General features: G+C 70.0%; 26 protein-coding genes and 3 tRNA genes. 11 read left to right on the plus strand and 18 right to left on the minus strand.

The annotated features are described in order from the left end of the window. Positions 1–68: 68 nt before the first annotated feature. The 3 genes from nusG to FB381_RS22095 form a co-directional block, all read right to left on the minus strand. Entirely contained in the window at positions 69–923 is an 855-nt protein-coding gene (nusG, locus tag FB381_RS22085; RefSeq protein ID WP_246088263.1) for a transcription termination/antitermination protein NusG, read from the minus strand. A gap of 62 nt (positions 924–985) precedes the next feature. Then, a complete protein-coding gene (gene secE, locus FB381_RS22090; protein ID WP_141782233.1) occupies positions 986–1,231 on the minus strand; it encodes a preprotein translocase subunit SecE in 246 nt (81 codons plus the stop codon). 45 nt (positions 1,232–1,276) lie between these two features. Next, a tRNA-Trp gene (locus FB381_RS22095) sits at positions 1,277–1,349 on the minus strand. 128 nt (positions 1,350–1,477) lie between these two features. On the opposite strand from FB381_RS22095, the gene FB381_RS22100 reads away from it, so the two are divergent. Genes FB381_RS22100 through rlmC form a run of 5 tightly spaced genes read left to right on the plus strand, consistent with a single transcriptional unit; the run spans position 1,478 to position 6,032 of the window. Further along, complete coding sequence (locus tag FB381_RS22100; RefSeq protein ID WP_141782234.1) at positions 1,478–2,761, plus strand: aspartate aminotransferase type Ic; 1,284 nt, start codon at positions 1,478–1,480, stop codon at positions 2,759–2,761. Further along, a complete protein-coding gene (locus FB381_RS22105; RefSeq protein WP_141782235.1) occupies positions 2,758–3,822 on the plus strand; it encodes an adenosine deaminase in 1,065 nt (354 codons plus the stop codon). The genes FB381_RS22100 and FB381_RS22105 overlap by 4 nt, the downstream gene beginning before the upstream one ends. 15 nt (positions 3,823–3,837) lie before the next feature. Continuing rightward, complete coding sequence (locus tag FB381_RS22110; RefSeq protein ID WP_141782236.1) at positions 3,838–4,464, plus strand: DUF4190 domain-containing protein; 627 nt, start codon at positions 3,838–3,840, stop codon at positions 4,462–4,464. A gap of 2 nt (positions 4,465–4,466) precedes the next feature. Further along, positions 4,467–4,910 (plus strand): DUF4190 domain-containing protein, encoded by a 444-nt coding sequence (locus FB381_RS22115; protein WP_211352512.1) that lies wholly within the window; start codon positions 4,467–4,469, stop codon positions 4,908–4,910. Positions 4,911–4,913: 3 nt separating this feature from the next. Beyond that, positions 4,914–6,032, plus strand: coding sequence for a 23S rRNA (uracil(747)-C(5))-methyltransferase RlmC (gene rlmC / locus FB381_RS22120; protein WP_141782237.1), 1,119 nt, complete (start codon positions 4,914–4,916; stop codon positions 6,030–6,032). 19 nt (positions 6,033–6,051) lie between these two features. Here rlmC and FB381_RS22125 read toward each other — a convergent pair whose 3' ends face one another. The 11 genes from FB381_RS22125 to FB381_RS22175 form a co-directional block, all read right to left on the minus strand. Continuing rightward, on the minus strand, positions 6,052–7,104 hold the full coding sequence (locus FB381_RS22125; RefSeq protein ID WP_246088264.1) for a UDP-N-acetylmuramate dehydrogenase: 1,053 nt from the start codon (positions 7,102–7,104) through the stop codon (positions 6,052–6,054). Beyond that, positions 7,097–7,495: a MaoC/PaaZ C-terminal domain-containing protein gene (locus tag FB381_RS22130; RefSeq protein WP_141782238.1), complete on the minus strand. Its 399-nt coding sequence runs from the start codon at positions 7,493–7,495 to the stop codon at positions 7,097–7,099. Before FB381_RS22130 ends, FB381_RS22125 begins: the two co-directional genes overlap by 8 nt. After that, entirely contained in the window at positions 7,495–7,902 is a 408-nt protein-coding gene (locus tag FB381_RS22135; protein ID WP_141782239.1) for an FAS1-like dehydratase domain-containing protein, read from the minus strand. The genes FB381_RS22130 and FB381_RS22135 overlap by 1 nt, the downstream gene beginning before the upstream one ends. Positions 7,903–8,138: 236 nt before the next feature. Then, entirely contained in the window at positions 8,139–8,309 is a 171-nt protein-coding gene (gene rpmG, locus FB381_RS22140) for a 50S ribosomal protein L33 (RefSeq protein ID WP_091042824.1), read from the minus strand. Between the two features lie 46 nt (positions 8,310–8,355). Beyond that, a tRNA-Met gene (locus FB381_RS22145) sits at positions 8,356–8,429 on the minus strand. 50 nt (positions 8,430–8,479) lie between these two features. After that, positions 8,480–8,552 (minus strand) — tRNA-Thr (locus FB381_RS22150). A 16-nt stretch (positions 8,553–8,568) separates the two neighbouring features. Beyond that, complete coding sequence (locus FB381_RS22155; RefSeq protein ID WP_141782240.1) at positions 8,569–9,978, minus strand: amidase; 1,410 nt, start codon at positions 9,976–9,978, stop codon at positions 8,569–8,571. A gap of 27 nt (positions 9,979–10,005) precedes the next feature. Continuing rightward, on the minus strand, positions 10,006–10,683 hold the full coding sequence (locus FB381_RS22160; protein ID WP_141782241.1) for an LrgB family protein: 678 nt from the start codon (positions 10,681–10,683) through the stop codon (positions 10,006–10,008). Continuing rightward, positions 10,680–11,066 (minus strand): CidA/LrgA family protein, encoded by a 387-nt coding sequence (locus tag FB381_RS22165; protein WP_141782242.1) that lies wholly within the window; start codon positions 11,064–11,066, stop codon positions 10,680–10,682. The genes FB381_RS22160 and FB381_RS22165 overlap by 4 nt, the downstream gene beginning before the upstream one ends. 94 nt (positions 11,067–11,160) lie before the next feature. Further along, on the minus strand, positions 11,161–12,096 hold the full coding sequence (locus FB381_RS22170) for an ROK family protein (protein ID WP_141782243.1): 936 nt from the start codon (positions 12,094–12,096) through the stop codon (positions 11,161–11,163). A gap of 132 nt (positions 12,097–12,228) precedes the next feature. Next, positions 12,229–13,257 (minus strand): pirin family protein, encoded by a 1,029-nt coding sequence (locus tag FB381_RS22175; protein WP_141782244.1) that lies wholly within the window; start codon positions 13,255–13,257, stop codon positions 12,229–12,231. 205 nt (positions 13,258–13,462) lie between these two features. Between FB381_RS22175 and FB381_RS22180 the strand changes: the two genes are divergently transcribed. Then, a complete protein-coding gene (locus FB381_RS22180; protein WP_425465461.1) occupies positions 13,463–14,581 on the plus strand; it encodes a glycosyltransferase in 1,119 nt (372 codons plus the stop codon). 187 nt (positions 14,582–14,768) lie between these two features. After that, positions 14,769–15,023, plus strand: a complete 255-nt coding sequence (locus tag FB381_RS22185; protein WP_141782246.1) for a hypothetical protein — start codon at positions 14,769–14,771, stop codon at positions 15,021–15,023. Positions 15,024–15,079: 56 nt separating this feature from the next. Here FB381_RS22185 and FB381_RS22190 read toward each other — a convergent pair whose 3' ends face one another. Then, positions 15,080–15,985 (minus strand): DMT family transporter, encoded by a 906-nt coding sequence (locus FB381_RS22190; protein WP_141782247.1) that lies wholly within the window; start codon positions 15,983–15,985, stop codon positions 15,080–15,082. 295 nt (positions 15,986–16,280) lie between these two features. On the opposite strand from FB381_RS22190, the gene FB381_RS22195 reads away from it, so the two are divergent. The 4 genes from FB381_RS22195 to FB381_RS22210 all read left to right on the plus strand — a co-directional run bounded on the left by FB381_RS22195 (position 16,281) and on the right by FB381_RS22210 (position 20,142). After that, a complete protein-coding gene (locus FB381_RS22195) occupies positions 16,281–16,826 on the plus strand; it encodes a type III effector (RefSeq protein ID WP_141782248.1) in 546 nt (181 codons plus the stop codon). Between the two features lie 257 nt (positions 16,827–17,083). Continuing rightward, the gene (locus FB381_RS22200) at positions 17,084–17,659 is read left to right on the plus strand and encodes a type III effector (protein ID WP_141782249.1); all 576 of its coding nucleotides are present in this window, start codon (positions 17,084–17,086) and stop codon (positions 17,657–17,659) included. Between the two features lie 169 nt (positions 17,660–17,828). Further along, positions 17,829–18,779 (plus strand): metallophosphoesterase, encoded by a 951-nt coding sequence (locus FB381_RS22205; RefSeq protein WP_141782250.1) that lies wholly within the window; start codon positions 17,829–17,831, stop codon positions 18,777–18,779. A gap of 94 nt (positions 18,780–18,873) precedes the next feature. Continuing rightward, on the plus strand, positions 18,874–20,142 hold the full coding sequence (locus FB381_RS22210; RefSeq protein ID WP_141782251.1) for a serine hydrolase domain-containing protein: 1,269 nt from the start codon (positions 18,874–18,876) through the stop codon (positions 20,140–20,142). 52 nt (positions 20,143–20,194) lie between these two features. Here the strand turns inward: FB381_RS22210 and FB381_RS22215 are convergent, their stop codons facing one another. The 3 genes from FB381_RS22215 to FB381_RS22225 are packed head-to-tail and all read right to left on the minus strand — an operon-like array spanning position 20,195 to position 22,792. Then, entirely contained in the window at positions 20,195–20,824 is a 630-nt protein-coding gene (locus tag FB381_RS22215) for a LysE family translocator (protein ID WP_246088333.1), read from the minus strand. Between the two features lie 32 nt (positions 20,825–20,856). Continuing rightward, positions 20,857–21,492, minus strand: a complete 636-nt coding sequence (locus tag FB381_RS22220; RefSeq protein WP_246088266.1) for a response regulator — start codon at positions 21,490–21,492, stop codon at positions 20,857–20,859. Beyond that, positions 21,485–22,792: a sensor histidine kinase gene (locus tag FB381_RS22225; RefSeq protein WP_141782254.1), complete on the minus strand. Its 1,308-nt coding sequence runs from the start codon at positions 22,790–22,792 to the stop codon at positions 21,485–21,487. The genes FB381_RS22220 and FB381_RS22225 overlap by 8 nt, the downstream gene beginning before the upstream one ends. Positions 22,793–22,915 lie beyond the last annotated feature (123 nt).

Genomic DNA, 22,915 nt, shown 5'->3' on the forward strand with positions numbered 1-22,915 from the left:
GCTAGCGTCGGGTCACCAAATGCCGAGCGCCCTGCACCATCATGGTGCAGGGCGCTCGAAGCGTACGTTCAGACCTTCTCGATCTGGTTGAACGAGAGCTCGACGGGGGTCTCGCGGCCGAAGATCTCCACGAGCGCCTTGACGCGCTGGGACTCGGCGTTGAGCTCGGTGATCGTGGCGTGGAGGGTGGCGAAGGGGCCGTCGACCACGGTGACCGAGTCGCCCTCGGCGAAGTCGACGACCTCGATGGGCTTCTTGGCGGTGCCGGTGGCACCAGGCGTGGCGGTGGCGGCCTCGCCGGCGGCGGCAGCCTCGGCCTCGGCCTGGGCGACGACGGCGGGGGCGAGCATGTTCTCGACCTCGGTCATCGACAGCGGCACCGGCTGGTGGCTGTGACCGACGAAGCCGGTGACCGACGGGGTGTGGCGTACGGCCGACCAGGACTCGTCGGTGAGGTCCATCCGGACCAGCACGTAACCGGGGAGCACGGTGCGCTTGACCATCTTGCGCTGGCCGTTCTTGATCTCCGGGACCTCTTCGGTGGGGACCACGATCTCGTGGATGTAGTCCTCCATGTTGAGGGAGACGATGCGGTTCTCCAGGTTGGACTTCACCCGGTTCTCCATGCCGGAGTAGGTGTGGATCACGAACCAGTCGCCCGGCTTCGCCCACAGCTCACGGCGGAACGCCTCGAGCGGGTCGTCGTCGGAGGCCTCGGGGGCCTCGCCCTCGACGATCTCGTCGAACGTCTCGTCGCCGGTCTCCTCGGCGTCGGTCTCCTCGGTGCCCGCCTCGTCGGTGAGCTCCTCGGGCGCAACCTCCTCGGTTGCGGCCTCTTCCGGCGCAGCCTCGGCAGGCACGTCAGCAGCGGCATCGGCCGCCTCGAGGACCTCGGTCTCCTCGGTGTAGTCCTGCTCAGACACGTGCTGCTCCAAACCGTTGAATGTGTATATCGGGTGTGGTCCGCGGGCCGGGGCCCACGCGATCACGCGTCGCGGCCGCCGAACACCCAGAACATCAACTTGCCGAACCCGAGGTCAAGGCCGGCCGTGATGGCCATCATGACCAGGACGAAGACCAGGACCACGATGAAGTACGTCGTGAGCTGCTGCTGCGTCGGCCACACGACCTTGCGGAGCTCGGCCACGACCTGGCGGTAGAACGTCGGGATGCTGGTGCGTTTCTCCGACTTCTTCTCGTTCGGAGTCGGGACTGCCTTGCTGTCCGTCACGCCGTCACCTTCTCTCGAAACGTTTCCATCGCTGGTCCGGCTTTGCAGGGCACGAGGGACTTGAACCCCCAACCTTCGGTTTTGGAGACCGATGCTCTGCCAGTTGAGCTAGTGCCCTACGGAGGTCTGCATCAGAGGCGCGGTTGAGGGCGCAACTAACCATGTGGGAAGACCACCGTCGGTGAGTCTACGCACTCGGGTTAACACGTTCCAAACTGGGCACCCGTGACCCCTAGGATTGCGGGCATGACCTCTCAATCCCGTCCCCTCGCCGAACTCTCACGCGAGGAACTCGAAGCGTTCGCAACGGAGCAGCGCACGGCGTACGACAACTTGGTGAGCAAGGGCCTGAAGCTCGATCTGACCCGGGGCAAGCCCTCGGCGGACCAGCTCGATCTCTCCGACGGCATGCTCCAGCTGCCCAAGTCGACGACCGCCCCGGACGGCACCGACACACGCAACTACGGCGGCCTCGCCGGCGGCATCGAGATCCGCGAGATCTTCGCCGAGCTGCTCGGCCTGGAGACCGACCAGCTCATCGCCGGAGGCAGCTCGAGCCTCACGATGATGCGCGACACGCTGACCTACCTCTGGCTTCACGGCGCCGTCGACAGCGAGCGCCCGTGGGGCCGCGAGGAGACGGTGAAGTTCGTCTGCCCGGTGCCCGGCTACGACCGCCACTTCACCCTGCTGAAGTGGTTCGGGATCGAGATGGTGCCGGTGCCGATGGGCGCCGACGGACCCGACGCCGAGGCGATCGCGGCCCTCGTCAAGGACGACGCGTCGATCAAGGGCATGTGGCTGGTGCCGACCTACGCCAACCCGACCGGTGACGTCACCTCGCAGGAGATCGCCGAGCGGCTCTCCTCGATGCCGACCGCAGCTCCCGACTTCAAGATCTTCTGGGACAACGCCTACGCGCTGCACCACCTGACCCCGGCGGAGACCAAGACCGCCGACATCGTCTCGCTGGCCAACGCCGCCGGCAACCCGCACCGGCCGCTGCTGTTCGCCTCGACCTCGAAGATGACCTACGCCGGCGCCGGTGTCGCGTTCTTCGGCGGGTCCAAGGACAACGTCGCCTGGTGGCTCGACCACCTCAGCCACGGCGCGATCGGCCCCGACAAGGTCAACCACCTGCGCCATGCCGAGTTCTTCGGCTCGGCGGCCGGTGTGCGTGAGCACATGGCCAAGCACCGCGACCTGCTCGCGCCGCGGTTCGCCGCCGTCGAGGACGAGCTCGCCCGTGAGCTCGCCGGGCTCGACGTGGCGTCCTGGACCCGACCGGCCGGCGGCTACTTCGTCAGCCTCGACGTGCTGCCCGGCACCGCCTCCCGCGTGATCGAGCTCGCCAAGGGTGCCGGCGTCGCGCTGACCCCGGCCGGATCGGCCTTCCCCGGCAAGCACGACCCGGACGACACCAACATCCGGCTGGCCCCGAGCTTCCCGCCGTTGGAGCAGGTCGAGGGAGCGACGGAGGTCGTCACCGTGTGCGTGAAGCTGGCCGCGGCCGAGAAGCTGCTCGCATGAGCGGTGACCGCTCCGAGCACGACCGCCGCGACCTGCGTACGCTGCCGAAGGCTCACCTGCACCTGCACTTCACCGGCGCGATGCGCCACGAGACGCTGCTCGAGCTGGCCGCCCGGGACGGGATCCGGCTGCCCGAGCAGCTGGTCTCCGACTGGCCGCCGACGCTGAGCGCGGCCGACGAGAAGGGCTGGTTCCGGTTCCAGCGGCTCTACGACGTGGCGCGGTCGGTGCTGCGCACCGAGGCCGACATCCGGCGGCTCGTCATGGAGGTCGCCGAGGACGACGTACGCGACGGTGGCAGATGGCTCGAGATCCAGGTCGACCCGTCGGGCTATGCGGCGAAGTTCGGCGGGATCACCACGTTCACGGATCTGGTCCTCGACGCCGTCGCCGACGCCGAGCGGGAGACCGGGCTCGGGATCGCGGTGATCATCGCGTCCAACCGCACCCGGCACCCGATGGACGCGCGGATCTTGGCGCGCCTCGCCGGGCAGTACGTCGACCACGGCGTGGTCGGGTTCGGGCTCTCCAACGACGAGCGTCGCGGGCGCACCGAGGAGTTCGACCACGCCTTCCGGATCGCCGAACGGGCCGGGCTGCGGCTGATGCCCCACGGCGGCGAGCTGCGCGGGCCCGAGCACATCCGCACCGTGCTCGGCTCGCTGCACGCGACCCGGCTGGGCCACGGCGTACGTGCGGCCGAGGATCCGGCCCTGCTCGACGAGATCGTGCGGGCGGGCGTCGCACTGGAGGTCTGCCCGACCTCCAACGTCTCGCTCGGGGTCTACTCCGACCTCACCTCGGTGCCGCTGCCGCAGCTGCTCGACGCCGGGGCCACCGTGGCTCTCGGGGCCGACGACCCGCTGCTGTTCGGCTCTCGCCTGGCCGCCCAGTACGCCACCATGCGGGCCGCTCACGAGCTCACCGACGAGACCCTCGCCGACCTGGCGCGGATGTCGATCACCGCCTCTGCCGCACCCGAGGCGACCAAGAAGACGCTGCTCACCGAGGTCGACGACTGGATCAACACGCCCTCGCAGACCACCGAGCGGCAGAGTTAAGACACAATGTCGGACATGACGAACCCGTCCGACGACCAGCCCGACCCCAACCAGCCGGCCGACGGCTCGACCCCGCCGCCTCCGGCCTCGCCCGACGCTGCCCCGGAGCAGGCCCAGCAGCCGGGTCAGCCGGACCCGACGCAGCCGGCGTACGGCCAGACCTACGGTGAGCAGCCGGCCAACCCCTACGGTGGCGCGACCTTCGACCAGAAGCCGCCGGCAGCGTCCTACGGCACCCCGCCGCCCCCGCCGCCCGCCTACGGCGCCCAGCCCGGCTACGGCGCCCAGCCCTACGGCGGGCAGGCTCCCTACGGGGCCGGTGTCGGCCAGCCCGACTCCGGCTCGACCACGGCGATGGTGCTGGGCATCATCGGCGTCGCGGGCGGCCTCGCCTGCTACCTGCCGCTGCTCGCTTCGCCGTTCGCCCTGTTCCTCGGCCTGGCTTCCAAGAAGCGGATCGACGCGTCCAACGGTGGCCTCACCGGCCGTGGCCAGGCGCAGGCCGGCTTCATCCTCGGCATCATCGGCACCGTGATCCTGGTGCTCGGCATCCTGCTGATCGTCGGCCTCGTGATCATCGGCATCAGCGGCGGCTTCGACGACCCGTCGTCCTCCTACGAGCCCTACGACAGCGGGATCTGAGGATGACGACGCCTCCTCCCGAGAACCAGCCCGGCTACGGCCAGCCTGCCGGATACGGGGCCACCCCGCAGCCGCCCTACGCGCAGGCGCCCTACGGCTACCCGCAGGCGCCGCCGCACCCCGAGGCCAACACGGCGATGGTCTTCGGCATCGTCGGGCTCTGCCTCTCGGTCATGTGCGGCGGCATCGGCGTCTTCGTCGCGCCGTTCGGCTGGGCGAAGGGCCGGCGGGTGATGCGCGAGATCGACGCCAACCCGGCCGCCTACAGCGGTCGCGGCAACGCGCAGGCGGGTTTCATCACCGGCCTGATCGGCACGATCTTCGGCGGGCTCTACATGCTCTTCTGGATCGCCTACATCGTGTTCATCATCGTGATGGTCGTGAACGGCATCGGCGAGAGCAGCTCCTTCGACAGCGTCGACGCGATGCTGGGCAGCCGTCTCTGAGGGATGGACTGCGCCTACTTCACCGCGGGTGCCTGCCGCTCCTGCCGCTGGCTGGAGACGGCATACGCGGATCAGCTGACGCAGAAGCAGCGGCGGGTCGAGACCGCGCTCGCCGCGTACGACCTGCGCTGGGAGGAGCCGGTCTCGAGCCCGGAGGCCGGCTTCCGTAACAAGGCGAAGATGGTCGTCGCCGGCTCGGTCGAGGCGCCGACGCTGGGGATCCTGTCGCACGACGGGCTCGGCGTCGACCTGCTGGCCTGCGGGCTGCACACGCCGGGGCTGCAGGCCGCGCTGCCGGTGCTCTCACGGTTCGTCACCACCGCACGGATGACGCCCTACTCGGTGCCGGAGCGGCGCGGCGAGCTCAAGCACGTGATCCTCACCGAGGCGCCCAGCGGCGAGCTGATGGTGCGCTGGGTGCTGCGCTCGACCGAGGCGATCTCCCGGTTGCGCAAGCACCTGCCCGCGCTCCTGGAGGAGCTGCCGATCGCCGTCGCCTCGGCGAACATCCAGCCGGAGCACAAGGCCGTGATCGAGGGGCCCGAGGAGATCTTCCTGACCGATCGTGAGGCGCTCACGATGGAGGTCAACGGCATCGGGCTGCGGCTGCGCCCGCACTCGTTCTTCCAGACCAACACCGCCGTCGCGGCCGCCCTCTACCGTCACGCCCGCGACCTGGTGACCTCGGTGGCCTCGACGTCGGTCTGGGACCTCTACTGCGGCGTCGGTGGCTTCGGGCTGCACCTCGCCGCGCCGGGCCGGGAGGTGCTCGGCGTCGAGTCGAGCGAGCAGGCCATCGAGGCGGCCGCCTCGACCGCCGCAGACCTGGGCCTCTCCGGCACCAGCTGGGTGGCCGGCGACGCCGCTGCGTACGCCACCTCCTCGGCCACCGCGCCCGAGCTGGTCATCGTCAACCCACCGAGGCGCGGCATCGGCTCCGCGCTCGCCGGATGGCTCGAGGCGTCAGGGGTCGAGCACGTCGTCTACTCCTCCTGCAACGTCGACACCCTCGCCCGCGACCTGGGTGAGATGCCCTCGCTGCGACCCGTCTCGGCGCGACTGCTCGACATGTTCCCGAACACCGACCACCACGAGGTGCTCGTGCTCCTGCAGCGTCGCTGACGCCGCGTGGGAGGGAGGTTCAGAGGCGTACGCCGAGCATGACGGGTTCGTTGACCAGCACGATGCCGTACGCCGCCTCGACGCCGTCGCGGATCTCCCTCGCCAGGACGAGGAGATCCTCGGTGGTGCCGTTGCCGCGGTTGGTGAGGGCGAGCGTGTGCTTGGTCGAGAGGGAGACCCGGCCTTCCAGGCCGGCCGGGGCGTGGCCCTTCTTGAAGCCCGCGTGGTCGATGAGCCAGGCGGCGGACGTCTTCACCGAGCCGTCGGGCTGGGGGTAGGCGGGGGCGCCCTCGGGCACGTCGTCGGGCGAGACCACCGGGTTGGTGAAGAACGAGCCCGCCGACCAGGTGTCGTGGTCGGCCTCGTCGATGACCATGCCCTTGCTGCTGCGCAGGTCGAGCACGGCCTCGCGGATGTGCTTGGACGGCACCCGGGTGCCCTGCTCGACACCGAGGGCGCCGGCGAGCTGGGCGTAGGCGATCGGCGAGCCGGTCTCGCCGTCGGTGCCCAGCCGGAAGGTGACCTCGAGGACCACGCTGCTGCCCGGGTCTGCCTTGAAGAGCGACCAGCGGTAGCCGAACCGGCACTCCTCCGCGGTGAACGTACGCAGCTCGCGCAGCCCACGGTCGAAGACCTTGACGCTCTCGATGGTCTGCGACACGTCTTGGCCGTAGGCACCGACGTTCTGGATCGGGGTGGCGCCGACGCTGCCGGGGATGCCCGAGAGCGCCTCGACGCCGCTCCAGCCCTTGTCGACGGCGGTCGCCACGAACTCGTCCCAGGCCTCCCCTGCCGCCACGGTCACGCGTACGCCGCCCTCGACCGTCTCCGCCACCACACCGGTGGTCGCGAGCTTGATGACGGTGCCGGGGAACCCGGCGTCGGCGACGATCAGGTTGCTCCCGCCGCCCAGCACGAGCACGTTCTTGCCGGCTTCGTCGGCGGCCGTGACCGCCTCGATGATCTCCGTCTCGGTCGTCGCGGTGACGAACTCGGCCGCCGGGCCGCCGAGGTGGAAGGTGGTGTGTTCGGCGAGGTTCTCAGGCACGTTCTCAGGCACGTTCTCAGGCACGCACGGTCACCTTCGGCATACCGAGGACCTTCTGGTCGCCGCTGGTCACGGTGAGCTGGATGGTCACGAGCCCGTCGTCGACCGACTTGACCGTGCCGTCGACCGTGACCGCGGTGCCCTCGTCGTCATCGGGCACGACGACCGGGTTGGTGAACTTGGCGCCCAGGTCGACGACCTCGGCACCGTCGGTCCACTCCGCGACCGCGCGGGCGACCAGGGCCATGGTGAACATGCCGTGAGCGATCACGCCGGGCAGACCGACCGCGGTGGCCACCCGGTCGGACCAGTGGATCGGGTTGAAGTCGCCGCTCGCACCGGCGTAGCGCACCAGCGACGCTCGGGTGATCGGATAGGTCTTCGGGGCCAGCTCGGCGCCTGCTTCGAGCGCCATCACGCGACCTCCGCCGCTCGGTGGACCAGAGTGGCCGAGGTGGTGCACACGAGCGCGCCAGCCTCGTCGGTGATCGCCGAGACGGTGCCGATGATGTCGTTGCCGCCGATCTGGCGCAGCGTCGCGACGCTCAGGGAGGTGGTGAGCACGTCGCCGGGCGCGATCGGCCGGGCGTAGGAGAACTTCTGCTCGCCGTGCACGATCCGGGACAGCTCGACCTCGACATCGTCGAGGAAGGCGTTCATCGCGTCGAAGGCGAGCACGATCGGGAACGTCGCCGGCACCTGGTCGCCGCTCTCCCAGCCCAGACCGGAGGCGGCAGCGAACTCCCGCACCTTCTCCTCGGTGACCCGATAGGGCCTGGTCGGAGGAAACACGCGCCCTACGAGCGACCCATCGACTGCCATGCGTACAACTCTAGTGGCCCGTCGAGAAGTCACGTACGCCGCCCGAAGCGTCACTTCTGCAGGTCGAGCTGGCACCGCGTCGACGTCTCGACCTGCAGGGGTGACTTCTCGGCCTGCGGGAGTGACTTCTCGAGCTTTGAAATGACGAACGCCCCGCTTCGCTGCCATCTGGAACTCAGTGGCGGAGCGGGGCGTTCGGAGCGCCAATCAGCGTTGCGCTCTGTGTGAAGCTGGGTTCAGCGGGTCTCGCGGTGCGCGGTGTGCTTGCGGCAACGCGGGCAGTACTTGTTGAGCTCGATGCGGTCGGGGTCGTTCCGACGGTTCTTCTTCGAGATGTAGTTCCGCTCCTTGCACTCGGTGCAAGCGAGGGTGATCTTCGGGCGAACGTCGCTGCTCTTGCTGGCCACGGGAGAATCCTTACGGTGCTGATCGAGGTGATGCGGTCTTTGGCGGTAGCGGGGGCGGGGATCGAACCCGCGACCTCACGATTATGAGTCGTGCGCTCTAACCGCCTGAGCTACCCCGCCTCAACAGGAATCAGGCCCGCAGTATTCCTACTGCGGGTCCCGAACTCCAGAGCCCCTTTACGGAATCGAACCGTAGACCTTCTCCTTACCATGGAGACGCTCTGCCGACTGAGCTAAAGGGGCGTTGCGTGAGAGAACGTTACGGCAGGGGCGGGGCGCTCAACAAATCGGCGAAGCCCATCGCTTCCTCGAGCTCGAAAGCGAGCTCCAGGAGCAAACTCTCCCGCCCTGGCGCAGCGCCGAACATCATCCCGTGAGGCACTCCGGAGGCCGTCTGCTGCAGCGGCAGAGACACCGCCGGACCACCGGTCACGTTCTGCCACGGCGTGAACGCGACCCAGTCCATCAGCCGCTTCATCACCAGGTCGTAGGGCTGGGTCGGCGCCAGATATCCGACCTCGGGAGTGACGTGCGCGACCGTGGGCGTCAGCACCACGTCGTAGACGGCGTGGAAACCTTCCGCGACCGCGGTGGACCGGCGCAGCCGGTTGATCGCGGCCGGCACCTGCCGGGCGTTCTTGAGCGTGGCCGCGGAGAGGCCGAGGGTGAGATTGTCCAGCCGCGTACGGTCCCAGGAACGGCCACGCAACGGGCCCGCGTTGGCCAGCGCCACCGCCAGGGATCCCCAGTAGAGGACGAAGTCTTCGTCGAAGGTCTCCGGCACCGGCGGCACGACCTCCTCGACGACGTGGCCGAGCTCCTCGAGCACCGAGGCGGTCTTCTTGACCAGGTCGGCGACCTCGGGCGAGGCCGACCGGCCGAGCGCCTCGGTGTACATCGCGATCCGGAGCCGCTTCGCCGACGGACCGGTGATGTCACCGATCGGCGGCAGGCTGGTGTGATGGGCCCGCTCGGCCTCCCGCATGAACGCGGCGGCGTCGCGCACCGACCTGCACAGGACGCCGTCGACGACGAGGTTGACCGGCAGCAGGCCGTACATCGGGTTCTTCGGGAGCCGGTCGCGGGTCGGCTTGAACCCGACCAGGCCGCACGAGGAGGCCGGGATGCGCAGCGAGCCGCCGCCGTCGTTGCCGTGGGCGAGCGGCACGGCACCGGCGGCGACCAGGGCCCCCGAGCCTGCCGAGGAGGCACCGGAGACCAGTGAGGTGTCCCACGGGTTGCGCACCGGACCGAAGCGTGGGTGCTCGGCGGTCGCCGAGAAGCCGAACTCGGAGAGCTGGCTCTTGCCGAGCGAGATCAGCCCGAGCTTGCCGAGCATCTTGACGACCTCGGCGTTGCGGGCGGCCGGGCCGGCCGCGTAGGAGTCGGTGCCGTTGCGCGTGGGCACGCCGAGCACGTCGGTGTTGTCCTTGATCAGCGTCGGCACACCGGCGAAGAAACCCGAGCGCGGCGACCCGGCCTGCACCCGCGCTCCGTCGAAGGTGCGGTAGGCCATCGCCCCCAGCTCCGGGTCGACCGCGTCGATCCGGGCGATGGCGGCCTCGACCGCCTCGAGCGCCGTGAAGTCACCGCGCCGCACCGCCTCGGCGACCCCGACGGCGTCGAGGCTGCCGAGGACGTCATCGGTGAATGCGTGCACGCGAGCCATGGCACCAACGTTAAGGCGTGGGAAGGCTCAGAGGAGGAGGTGTGCCACCAGTGGGAGCAGAAGGCACGTCACGACCGCGGTGAGCCCCATCGCCAGCCCCGAGAAGGCGCCCTCGACACGGCCCTCCTCGAGCATCCGAGCGGTGCCGACGCCATGGGAGACCGCACCGACGGCGACGCCGCGCGCCCGCGGGTCACGCACACCGAGGAGCGTCAGCAGCCGCGGCCCGAGCATCGCGCCGACGATGCCGATCACGATCGCGAAGCACGCCGACAGCTCCGGGTAGCCACCCAGCCGGTCGGCGAGGGCGATCGTCACCGGCGCCGTGACCGCCTTGGTCGCCATCGTGCGCTCCAGCGCGTCGCTGCCGCCGAGCCAGCGCACCAGCAGGATGCCGCTGACCATCGAGACGACCGCGCCCGCTCCGAGCGCGACCAGCACCGGTACGACCATGCCCTTCAGCCGCGCGGTCTGGTGGTAGAGCGGGATCGCCAGCGCGACCGTCGCCGGACCGAGCAGGAAGCTGATCAGCGTGGTGGCGTCGGCATAGTCGTCGTACGCCGTGCCGCTGGCCGCCAGCAGGACACCGATGATCGCGATCGCGATCGCCACCGGTTGCGCCAGCGAGGATCCGGTGCGTTTGCGGATCCATCGCCCGAGCTCGTAGGCGGCGACCGTCACGAACAGCCACAGGATGAGGGTCATTCGATCTCCTCCCCCGGCGCGCCCTCGGAGCCGACACCGGGCAGATGGCGCAGCGCGAGGGTGAGCACCCACCCGACCGTCGCCAGCCCGAGGAGCCAGGACCCGAGCAGCGCGACCACGATCGGCAGCGCCGCGTCGCGGATGATCGCGAAGTAGACGACCACGCCGACACCGGCCGGGATGAAGAAGAGCTGCAGGTGGGAGAGGAAGTAGTCGCCGACCTGGATGATCGGGTCATCCTCGCCGCCGCGTCGACGTACGACCAGCACGATGAAGAGCAGCAGCATGCCGACCACCGGCCCCGGCAGCGGGATCCCGGTGACGTCGACGATCGCCGTGCCGGCGAGCTGGCAGCCGAGCAGCCAGAGCAGACCTGTGATCACCTGGCCACGTTAACGATCCCGCAGGTCGGCGCCGTCGCAGCGCCGCACGAGGGCCCGCAGAACGTGAGCGCCCTCACCCGTGGCCGGTGGTCGGTCAGGTCTGCAGGACGTGCTCGATCGCGATCGCGGCGCAGCCCGCCAGCCCGGACGAGTCGCCGTGGAGCTGAGCCATGAAGGTGAGCTCACGCGTGGCGATCGGGTTGGCGCGCGCGTAGACGCTCTCGCGCACGCCCGCGGTGTAGAGGTCGAAGGCACCCGCCATGTCGCCCCCGATGACGATCACCTCGGGGTTGAGCAGGTTGACGGCCGTGGCCACCACCTCGCCGAGCTGGCGGCCACCCTCGCGCAGCAGCCCGCGCGCGACGGCGTCGCCGGCGAGCGCGGCGGCCACCAGGTCGCGTACGTGGCCGGCGGGTACGCCGGAGTCGGTGAGCCGCTGGGCCAGCGCCCAGCCGGAGGCGACCGTCTCCAGGCAGCCGGTCGAACCGCAGCGGCAGGGCCGGTCACCGGCCGCGTCGATACGGGTGTGGCCGATCTCGCCGGCCGCCCCGAGCGCTCCGGTGATCACCTTGCCGTCGGCGATGATGCCCATGCCGAGGCCCGTCGAGGCCTTGACGACCAAGGCGTTGCGTACGGGATGGTCGGCGTTGAACAGCTCCGAGCGCGCCAGCGCGTGCGCGTCGTGGGCGAGGATCAGCGGGGCGTCGGTCAGCGACTGGAAGTACACGGCCAGCTGTACGCCGTCCCAGCCGCCCATCGCCGGGGTGTCGATGCTCATACCGAGATCCGGGTTGACCACGCCGGGCAGGCTCATCCCGATGGCCAGCACCGGCAGGTCGACCGCGGTGACCATCTTCGTCAGCCGCTCGACCACCTCGGGCATCAGCGCCTCGGCGGAGATGCCGACCTCATGGTCGCGCGTGTCACCTGCCAGCTCGCGCCCCGCGAGGTCGAAGAGCGCTGCCTGGCTGCGGCTGCGACCGACGGCGACGGCGAGGACTACTCCGGGGTCGGGCTGCTCCACATTCACGCGTACGAGTCTAGGGCTCGAGCGTGGCTGGGCCGAGGGCTCGGGGGTCGGCCCGACGTGTCGAGTCGGCTCGTCCTGACCGAGATCTCCGTCGAGTCGGCTCGTTCTGACGAGCCGACTCGACGCCCGTGTCTAGGAGCGGGAGCGGAGGCGGGCGTTGGGGAGCGCGGGTGCCGGGATCGGACGTTGATGGTTGCCCTCGACCACCCCGAAGCGGCCGTCGGCCACTTCCTGCGAGTCGTCGACGACCGCACCGCCGCGGGTGATCTGGTCCTGCCACTCCTCGCGGTAGGCGACGACCTCCTCGTGGGTGCGCCCCACGAAGTTCCACCACATGATGATCGACTCGCCGAACGGCGGCCCACCGAGGAGGAGCACCCGGGTCCAGGCGTCGTCGGCCTGGAGGACGAGCGTCTCGGCTCCCGGAGGCGCGTAGGCCAGCGAGTCCTTCGCCACCGTCGCCGAGGCCGGACCGGCCGCACCCACGCCCGTCATCTCCACGACGCCGGTGTCCACCAGCACGCCGTGCTCGAAACGGTCGTCGACCGGGATCTCGAGACGCGCGCCGGGCTCGAGCAGGATCTCGGCGCCGAGGATCTCCGAGTGGGTCCGCACCGGTGAGGTGGCGCCCAGGAGCGACCCCAGGAAGACCCGCACGGTCGCACCGTCCTGCTCGATCGGCGTGGGCCGATGGTTCTGGAACGCCGGCTCGGCGTCGCGGAACTCGTCCGGGAGCGCGACCCACAGCTGGGCCCCGTGGAGAACGGTCGTGTCTGCGGTCGAGTTCTCCGAGTGGGAGATCCCCCGGCCGGACGTCATCAGGTTGACCTCACCCGGACGCACCATCGCGACCGTGCCGACCGAGTCGCGATGCTCGATCTCGCCGGTGAACAGCCACGAGACCGTCGCCAGCCCCGTGTGCGGGTGGGGAGGCACCTCCATCCCGCCCGAGACGACGACGTCGTCGGGACCGTAATGGTCCAAGAAGCACCACGCCCCGATCAGCGACCGCGCGCGGGCGGGCAGGGTGCGGCGTACGTTCATCGCCCGCGGGCCTCCCAGCGGGACGTCGCGCGGCGCGATGATCTGGATCTCGACGCCTTCCTCACCTGTGCCCCCGACACACTCGACCGGGGTGGGATGTGGGTCAAGGTTGGTCATGCCCAAACGCTACCCCCGGGCAGATGAGACCGCGCCGAAAACCCTGCCCGTACCTCGCCCCATACGTCGCCCCGTACGCCGCCTCATACGTTGCCCCGCCATGCCGGCGTCACATCGAGGTCGCCGTGGGGATACCTGGGTGCCCCACGATGTGGCCGTGCTCATCGCTCAGCTCGCGAACTTCGTCGGCCCCACCTCCGGTGGGATGAAGACGGCCCTGGAAGCTCTCGCCCGTGGCTACCTCGACGCCGGCCACGACCGTCTTCTCGTCGTGCCCGGCCCCTACGACGCGGTCACGTCGACCGAGCTCGGCGAGGTCGTTCAGCTGCGGGCCCCACGGGTCGGCGGCGGCTACCGGCTGATCATCGAGCCGTGGCGGGTGACCGACGTGCTCAGCCGCTTCAACCCGACCAGCCTCGAGGTCAGCGACAAGTTCACGATGCTGCCGGTCTCGCGCTGGGCCCGGCGCCAGGGCATCGGGACCGTGCTCTTCTCGCATGAGCGGCTCGACGAGTACATGCCCACCTACACCGGCATGGACACCACCTCGAAGGTCTCCACCGCGCTCCTCAACCGGATGCTGGTGCGCTCCTTCGACCAGGTGCTGGTGACCTCCGACTACGCCCGCCACGAGTTCGAGCCGCTGGCCGCGACCGTCGGCTGCCCGATCGCGCAGGTGCCGCTCGGGGTCGATCTCGACTTCTTCCGGCCGTCGCTCGCCCACCGCGGCGACACCCTGAACCTCATCCATGTCGGGCGTCTCTCCCGCGAGAAGTCGCCCGACCTCGCTGTGGCCACCGCGGTCGAGCTGCATCGCAGGGGCTTCGACGTACGCATGGATGTCTACGGCGACGGGCCCCACCGCGCGGAGATCGAGGCGCTCGCTGGCGATGCGCCGGTCGTCTTCCACGGGCACGTCTCCGACCGGCAGCGGATCGCCCGCGCCCTGGCCGAGGCCGACGTCGCGCTCTCCGTCTGCCCCCGCGAGACGTTCGGGCTCGCCGTGCTGGAAGCCTTGGCCAGCGGTACGCCGGTGGTGACCGCCGATCGCGGCGGAGCCCGCGAGCTCGTCGACCGCCGGTGCGGAGCCTGGGGCGCGGCGCACCCCGCGGCGCTCGCCGACGCCGTCATCGATGTCGCCGAGCGGCCGGTGACGGCGACTCGCCAGGCGGCCCGCGAGCGGGCCGAGCAGTTCCCGTGGGCACGGACGATCGAGGAGATGCTCTCGCTCCACGAGAGCCTCGCCCGGGAGTCGGCGCCCACCTATGTGCTCGCACGTTCGCGGCAGCGCCAGGCGGCCCGACGGTCTCGGCGCTATGCCTGAGCGATCACTACAGGCAACGGGATCTCCACAAGATTTCACGTTTCGCCCACACGTAGGCGGGTCGTTCCGGGCCTATGGTGGACGGGATTCGCCTGGGGACGCCGGCCGCCGCCGGCATGAACCACGAGACGTGGGGTCTCGTCGGCGACCCAGGCTTTGATGCCGATGACCACTCGGGGGGGCCAGCATGAGCGATTCGACGACCGCCGTCGAAGCCGTACCAATGACCACGCTGCCGACGCAGCAGACTCACTTCGCCGACTCCTTCGGCGCGGTGTGCCGGGCCTACGGAGACGATCCGTCGACCTCCTACGACTACCGCGACGTCACCTGCAGCGCCTGTCGCCATGCCGCGCCGTACATCAGCGCGCTCCCCGAGCACCTCAAGCCCCGATCGACGAGGCGGCGCTCGTGGCCGCGGTCGATGCAGGAGCACGACTAGTCTTCAGCAGATCATTGCTGATCCGATGATTCCTCAGCGGATCATCTTCGACCGGATCATTTCCGTGCAGAGAGCTCGTCCGGGACGAATCCGGCCGCGCCCGGCTGCCCAGGGGTCCACCTCGCCGCCGAGCGTGACCGAGCGAGCCCGATGATCCCGACGACCAACAGCGCCCCGGCACACACCGCCACCCACAGCGTGGGAGCCGAGGCCCCGAAGACGATGACGGCCGCGGCGTAGGAGACGGTGGGGTTGGTGATCGTCATCGCCGCCATCGCCCAGGGCAGCGGTCCGGCGGCGAGCGCCGCCTGGGTGAGCACGATCCCCAGGCCGCAGGTGCACAGCAGGCCGTAGAACGCCGGCAGCGTGAGCAGCCCCAGGAAGCCGTCGGTGGCGGCGCGGTCGGCGGTGATCTTCAGCAGCACCGAGGTAGTCGCGAACGAGCATCCCGCCGCCACCGCAGTGGTCGCGGCCGCGATCGGCGGCGGGAACCTGTGCGCCACCAGCAGGAGGGCGCAGATCACCACCGCCACGAACGCGGCGAAGAGCGCGACCCGACCGACGTCGGCATAGGTGCCTCCGCGATGGTCGTCGGTGACCAGGAGGATGACGCCGGCACAGATGGCCGCACCGCTGCCCCAGTCGGCCACCGTCGGCCAGTGTCGAGCGGCAACGGCCGCGAAGACGAGCGCGAAGAGCAGCTGCGTCGGCATCACCGACTGCACCACCGAGACCGACCCGAGATGGAGCGCCACCGCCTGCGTACCGAACCCGACGGCGTTGATCCCGGCACCGACCACCCACAGCGGGTTGCGCACCAGCGCGAGCATCAGCTGTTCGACGCCGGCTATCCCGCCGCTGCGCCCGGGGGCGCGGGTGCTGGCGCTCTGCTGCACCGCGGCGGAGAGGGAGAAGAGGACACACGCGCCGAGGGCCAGCCCGACGGCCGCAGCATGATCCATGACCGCAACGCTCGCCGTCGGGGGTGAACGCAGTCATGACGGCGCGCTCCGTTCACCAGTGCATTGGATGAAATTCAGTCGTACGGCGCATCTTCATATCCCCCTAACGGCATTACCCATCGGTATGGAACGTTTACGTCTGCTTGGTAACCGATAGACCGTGTCGTTCTCTCCCTCTATCTGTTGGGATTCATAGCGTCAGTAACCGGCCTGGGACGAGTCGACGCAACAAGCGCCGACGCACCGTGGTCGCTGATGTTGTTTCCATTCGGCCTGACCAACGAAAGGTATGAAAATGAGCAAGAACACAGGGCTGCTCCGCCGCGCCGCGGCCGTCGCCGCCTTCTCGGGTGTCGCTCTCGCACTGACCACCGGCACCGCCACGGCCGCTCCGGCGACCGCCGAGGTGCCCACCGCTGCCTCCGTCTCGTCGGCAGACATCTCGCCCTCGACGCAGAAGGCGTGGGACGACTTCATCGCCGGCGGCGCCATCGCGGCCGGCGGCGCCTCCCAGATGATCAGCGGCGCCTGGGTCGGCGCCCCGGGCCTCATCCTGGCCGGCGCCACCGGCCAGCCGCTGACCCCCGAGCAGATGATGGCCTGGCAGAACTGGGACGAGGGCGGCCACAAGGTCGGCATGGGTGTCGCCATGGTCGTCGCCGGCGCCTACATCGGTGGCCCCGGCTACATCATCGACCAGATCGAGGGCGGCGCGAGCCCGGCCGACTTCTCGCCGGCCGAGCTGGAGAAGGTCTCGTTCCTGATCCCGCAGGACAGCCCGGCCCTGGACGGCATCCCCGCCGACCAGATCCCGAACCCGATGACCCTCGGGTCCCTCTGATCCAGTCGGCCCGCGACGGTGCCGGTCGGCAGCTCCCTTCCCGACCGTCACCGTCGACCGGACCACCAGGCCAGGTCACTGGTCTCGGCCTCGGATTCTTTTGGTTGACACCGAAACATCCGTGTCGCTAACGGTTATCTCTTTTATTTCCCATATCGTCGCACTGCGTACGTGAACGTATCGACTTCATGCTTCGTCGATCCGGGGGCGCGTTCGCATGTGTTTGATCCAATTTAGTTTGATCGAAAGGTAGCAAGATGAACAACAAGACAGGGCTGCTGCGCCGCGTCGTGGCCGTAGCCGCCTTCTCGGGTGTCGCCGTCGCGATGAGCGCAGGGACCGCCAACGCGGCTCCGCTCACGCACACCAACGACCACAACCGCACCGCCACCGAGTGCGTCGAGGAGAACACCGGCGGCGCTTCGGACCTCTCGCCCTCGAGCCAGAAGGCCTGGGCCGACTTCATCTGCGGCGCCGGCCAGGTGACCGGCGGCGGCGCCCGCATGGTCAGCGGCGCCTGGGTCGGTGCCCCGGGCCTGATCCTCGCCGGTGCCACCGGCAGCGACCTGAGCCCCGCACAGAAGAAGGCGTGGGTCAACTGGGACGGTGGCGCACACCAGGTCGGCACCGGTGCCGCCATGGTCGTCGCCGGCGTCTACGTCGGTGCGCCCGGCATCGTCATGGACAAGATCGCCGGTGGGGCCCTCCCCTCCGAGCTGTCCTCCGACGAGCTCGACCAGGTCTCCTTCCTGATGCCGCGTGACAGCGCGGCCCTCGACGGCGTCCCGACGGACCAGATCCCGAACCCGATGTCGGCTCTCGGAATCTTCTGAGACGACACACCCTCGACCCGGTGATCTAGCCCTTACGGATCTACTTGGTCGAATCTGACAGGTGGCCCTGGACGTGCCGAAAGGCACAGCCAGGGCCACCTGCTCGTTTTCCCGAGCATCCGGAGTTTCCCAGCCCGCCGCCACTTCGGCGTCGTTCTAGGCTGAGGACGTGCAATTCGGCCAGTATCCCGCTCCGCGCCACGCGATCGCCCACCTCTCCGACCCCCATCTCTACGCCGGGGACCGGCTGATCTTCGGCAAGGTCGATCCCGAGCCGGGCTTCAGGCTCGCCCTCGAGCGGCTCCGCGGGATGGTCACGCCACCCCAGGCCATCGTCTTCACCGGTGACCTCGCCGACCTGGGCGAGCACGACGCCTACGTACGCCTCCGCAAGCAGGTCGAGCCCGTCGCGGCCGAGCTCGGCGCAGAGCTCATCTGGGTGATGGGCAACCACGACGAGCGCGAGGTCTACTCCGACGTGCTCTTCGGCGAGAGCTCCGACGCCCCGCAGGACCGCGTGCACGAGATCGGCGGCCTGCGCATCGTCGTGCTGGACACCACCGTGCCCGGTTGGCACCACGGTGATCTCACCGACGCCCAGCTCGACTGGCTCGCCGACGTGCTGAAGGAGCCCGCGCCCCATGGCACCCTCTTGGCGATGCACCATCCGCCGGTGCCGCTGCCGCTCAACGAGGCCAGCGTGATCATCGAGCTCGACGGCCAGGACCGGCTGGCCGAGGTGCTCGCCGGCACCGACGTACGCGCCATCCTCGCAGGTCACCTGCACTACTCGACGAGCACGACCTTCGCCGGCATCCCGGTCTCGGTCGCCTCGGCGAGCTGCTACACGGCCGCTCCGGCGACCGTCGACCGCTACTCCGCCTCCGTCGACGGACACCAGGCGATCTCGCTGGTGCACCTCTACGACGAGGGCGTCGGCGGCGTGCCCGGAGCACCGGTCGTCCACACCACGGTGCCGATCGGCGAGGCTCCCGAGGTGGCCGGGTTCCCCTCCTCGGTCATCGACAAGCTCGCCCCGATGACTCCTGCCGAGCGCCGCGACCTCTTCTCCCGCAAGGGCAAGGCGGCCCGCGCGCTTCGACGTCAGCTCAGAGACTGACGCCGGCGCCGCCGATCTCAGTCTCGAGGCTGATGCCTGCCGGGGTGTGCGCGCGCAACGATGCCTGTGACAGTCAACGACGACAGGAGCAGGCATGTCTCGGAAGATCCTCCGCACGAGCACCGCGGCGCTGGCCGCGGTGCTCCTCCCTCTGACGGCCGTCCCGGCGGCGTACGCCGATCCGGCACCGAAGCCCTCCCCGACCTGGCAGGACCCGACCGCACTGACCCGGGAGGCGACCGCGATCGCCGAACGGACGGCCGCCGAGCGGGCAGCTGCCGCGAAGCAGGGCCTGCAGGCGAAGACTGCGGCTCCAACCGCCACCGACCTGGACGCGGCCGTCGACTCCCTCATCGCCGACGGAGCCGTCGGGGTGACTGCCCGGGTCGAGGCGCCCGACCTGGAGTGGTCGGGGTCCGGCGGCGTACGTGAGGTCGGGAAGAACAAGCCGGTCAAGGACGGCGACCGCTTCCACGTCGCCAGCAACACCAAGACGATGATCGCGACCCTGGTCATGCAGGAGGTCGAGCGGGGCACGTGGACCCTCGACACGCCCGCCGACGACGTGCTGCCGGGCATCTTCCCCGACGGCGTCACGATCCAGCATCTGCTCAGCCACACCTCCGGCGCTCCGCGCGGGCCCGAGGAGCTGCTGCTGACGCGCATCGACGACCCCGACTCGTGGGAGCAGTTCATCGACGCCGTCAAGCAGCACTACACCGAGGCCGAGCACCTGGCCGCGATGCGCTCGGTCGACTGGCTCTTCGAGCCGGGCACGGACTTCAGCTACTCCAACTACGGCTACGTCGCCCTCGGCGTCATGCTCGAGGAGGAGACCGGGCAGGAGCTCGACGACCTGCTGCGCCGGCGCATCTTCAAGCCGGCCGGGATGCACCGGTCCGACTACCCCGAGACCTCGCACAACCGTGGTCCGTTCCTCGAAGGTGCGGTCACGATCGACCAGACCGGATGGCAGCCGCTGACCGACCTGGACCCGAGCGTCTTCCGTGCCTCCGGCGCCGCGACCAGCACCACCCGCGACCTGGCCTCGCTCAACGAGGCGCTGCTGACCGGTGACCTGGTCTCGCCGGCGTCGGTCGACGCCATGCTCCCGCCTCGCGCGGGCAGCGCCGATCCCGAGTACGGGCTGGGCATCTATCGCGTCGCAGACCCCTGCACGGAGGGCGAATACCTCTACGGCCACGACGGCGCGCACTTCGGCACCGAGTCGATCAACTGGAGCTCGCGCGACGGCAAGCGCCAGATCAGCCTCGCGTGGACCGGCCGCGACTACACCGGCGCCACCGAGCCGCCCTACGACCTCGGCCTGCTGCTCGAGCCGATGCTGCTGGCGACCTGCTGAAGCCGGGGAGGGTGAGGCGTACCTGGTGCGGCTCACCCTCCCCAGGTCGGCGCTAGCGAGCGACTGCCAGCTTCCCGGCGAGGCCGATCATGGCCACGCCCCCAGCTGCCTTGAGGTAGCGGATCCGGACGGGTCGCCGTTGGAACCATGACCGTAAGGTCCCGGCTGCGACGACCCAGATCGTCTCGATGCCGACCTGGGCGAGACCGCCGGCCAGACCGATGATCAGCATCTGGAGCGTCGGGTTGCCCAGGTCGAGGTCGACGAACTGGGGTAGGACTGCCATCAGGGACACGATGCTCTTGGGGTTGGCGACGCCTACCGCGAAACCCTGGCGTACGGCGGCGCCTCGCCTGGCCGGTAGCTCGTCGGCCGCATCGAGGTGCTGTTCGTCCGGCGCCGAGAGACCCGAGCGGATCGCCGCGATCCCGAGCCACAGCAGGTAGGCAGCGCCGACGATCTTCAGCACCAGGAACAGCTGCGCCGAGGTCGCGACGATCGCGCCGAGGCCCGCGAGCACCAAGGCGAGCAGCACCATGCCACCGAGCGCGTTGCCGAAGACGATCCACATCGCCGACCGGCGGCCACGGGTGATGGCCCGACTGGTCTCCAGGAGCACGGACGGCCCGGGGACCGCCGACAGCAGGGCTGAGAGCAGCAGGAAACCCACGACCAAATGCATGTTCACCGGCACGACCCCGAGATTAACGGAAGTCAGGGCCGCAGGATGCGGCGTTCGATGGCCGTGGCGACAGCGCCGGCGCGGGTGTCGACGCCGAGCTTGGTGTAGATGTGGGAGAGGTGCGACTTGACCGTCGCCTCGCTGACCAGGAGCTCGCGGGCCATCTCCTTGTTGCCCAGACCCTTGGCGAGCAGCCGCAGGATCTCGACCTCGCGCGGGCTCACCTTCGGCGTCGGCGAGGCGGCCCGCCGCAGCAGCCGGGTCGCGACCGACGGCGCCAGCACGGTCTCTCCCCTGGCGGTGCCACGGATCGCCCGGAAGAGCTCGTCAGGTGGCGCGTCCTTCAGCAGGTAGCCCGCCGCTCCGGAGTCGACGGCCTCGAGCACGTCGGCCTCGGTGTCGTACGTCGTCAGCACCAGCACCTGCGGCGGCGACGGCAGGTCGCGGACCATCCGGGTGGTCTCGGCGCCGCTCGGTCCGTCGCCGAGGCTGAGGTCCATCAGCACCACGTCGGGCTCGGTCTCGGCGACGACCGCGACGGCCTCCGCGGAGTCGGCCGCCTCACCGACTACCTCCAGATCGTCCTGGCCGTCGACCAGGGCCCGTACGCCGGCCCGGACGACCGGATGGTCGTCGACCAGCACGACCCGGATGTGTGGCTCAGTCACGAGGCTCTCCCTGGGTGTCGGAGGCGGATGGTTCGACATCGGATCGTTTGGCAGCAGATTGTTTCTTGGCGGCCTGTTCGCTGTCGAACTGTCCGGCCGAGAACGATGCCGCGACCACGGTGCCCTCACCAGACGCGCTCTCGATGGCCAGGTCGCCGCCCAGCAGCCGCGCACGGGCCCGCATGCCGGCCAGCCCGTGCCCACGCAGGCCGTCGGACTCCTTGATCGCGGCCGGATCGAACCCGGCCCCGTCGTCACGAACGTCCAGAGCGACACCGCCCTCGTGGAAGGTGAGGGAGACGACCGCCGTCGTCGCAGCAGCGTGCTCGGCGACGTTGGCGAGGGCGCCGCGCAGGGTGCGTACGACGGCCGTGGCGACACGGCCGCCGACCTCGTGCGGCTCGCCGTGCACGTGGACCGGGACCGACAACCCGGTGGTCGCGGCGACGTCGCCGGCAACCTGGCGTACGGCGGTGACCAGGGCCGATCCGCCGGTCAGCTCGGCGGGGGCGAGGTCGCGGACGACCCGGCGGGCCTCGTCGAGGCAGGAGCGGGCCATGGTGGCGGCCTGGTCGACATGGCTGTGGGCGTCGTCGGGGCGCACCTCCCACTCCTGATCGGCCGCCTGGAGCAGCAGGTTGATGCTGGTCAGGCCCTGGGCGACGCTGTCGTGGATCTCCCGGCTCAACCGAGCGCGCTCGGCGACCACACCAGCACGGCGCTCGGCGTCGGCCACCTCGTCCTGGGCCGACTCGAGGTCGGCGAGGAGCGCCCGCCGGGTCGCCGCGTCGCGCTCCAGCGCCCGGTAGGCGGTGACCGCGAGCACCGCGACACAGACGGGGCCGAGCAGCACCGTCGGGTCGGCCAGGCCGGTCATCCGGCTCCAGGCGACCGCGACGACCGCCACCAGGAACACCGTGGCGGCCACGGCCCAGCGGAACGGCAGCACCCTCAGCGCCAGGAAGACCAGCGGCACCGCGGCCCACGAGAACGACGGCGCGATCAGCGCCAGCAGCGTCCAGCAGGCGACGACCGCGGCCAGCCAGACGATCGCGGCCGTGCCGGTCAGGCGGCGGCCCGCGGCGTACGCGACCAGGAGGAGGGCCGCGCCGGGCAGCACCACCGCCGCTTGGTCGCCGAGGCCGTGACCCTGCAGATAGCGCACGACCGAGGCCACGACGAGCACCACCAGCGAGATGTGGAGCCAGCGGTCGAGCAGCCTCTGGCCGGCGAGGATCCCGCGCGCGGGCACGTTCCCACCGGCGGGCACTGGGGTCGGCGTCGCCGCAGTCTCGGTCATGGTGCTCCCAGGCTAGGCCGGGCCGCGTCGCGCCAGCATCATCCGATCGGCTATCCGGAGTGTCACCGCCCGGCTATCCAGGCGTCGCCGGTCGCCCGATGTCCGCACCCCGCCCTCCCGGCG

It is taken from the genome of Nocardioides albertanoniae (assembly GCF_006716315.1).
In the GTDB taxonomy this organism is placed as follows: domain Bacteria; phylum Actinomycetota; class Actinomycetes; order Propionibacteriales; family Nocardioidaceae; genus Nocardioides; species Nocardioides albertanoniae.